This window comes from Paenibacillus sp. oral taxon 786 str. D14, assembly GCF_000159955.1.
Classification (GTDB): Bacteria; Bacillota; Bacilli; order Paenibacillales; family Paenibacillaceae; genus Fontibacillus; species Fontibacillus phoenicis.
Genome location: NZ_GG696040.1, coordinates 1 through 734, shown reverse-complemented (window position 1 = coordinate 734; position 734 = coordinate 1). Strand labels below are relative to the sequence as shown.

Annotated in this window: 1 pseudogene; it reads left to right on the top strand. The window is 53.1% G+C overall.

Features of this window, described 5'->3' with window-relative positions:
* Positions 1-114 precede the first annotated feature (114 nt).
* Positions 115-734, top strand: a pseudogene (locus POTG_RS22590) (ISLre2-like element ISTco1 family transposase); the annotation flags it as partial.

Below are 734 nucleotides of genomic sequence, written 5' to 3'. Positions count from 1 at the left end.
GATAGTGTAAAATCTCTGTGGGTGTAGGAATTGGAAAAAGCGGATATAGAAAAAGAGCTTCTCCCTTGGTAAAGTGATGTTTGCGCACAACACACCAAGAAGGAGGAAGCTCCTGTGAGCCACTTTACCACAACAATGCCGACGATGAAAGAGATTGAGCAATGGATTTTCCGGAAAATGCAGGAGGAATTCGCTCGTGCGATGAAGCAGGTGCTGGAGGCGCTGGATCAGCAGATCCTGGAGCAACGGGACCGAGAGCGTTATCGAGTAAAGGACGAGCGTGAAACAAGCGTCAACACAGTGTTCGGGAATGTGCGCTTTAAGCGGAGATTGTACTGTGACCGTAGAAGCGGCAAACACGTGTATCTGCTGGATCAGCTGTTGCAATTCGAAGGGCGCGGGAAAGTCAGTCCGCATTTGGAAGAGACAGCAATCGCATTCGCAAGCCAAGGACCGTCGTACCGGGACAGCGCAAAGAGGCTGGAGCAGCTTTTGGGCTACAATGTGCTGAGCCACCAAGCGATCAGGGAAAAACTGATGGAGCGTGCGCAACAGCCGATGCCAGCGGTGAAACGGCGCGCTGCCCGCGTGCTGTTCGTGGAAGTGGATGGGCTGTACACGAAGCTGCAGCGGAGCAAAAAGCGCGGGATGGAGAACGCAATTGCAGTCGTACACGAAGGCTGGGAGAAGAACGGCAAGCGGGTACAGCTGAAGAACAAACAGCATTACCTGCA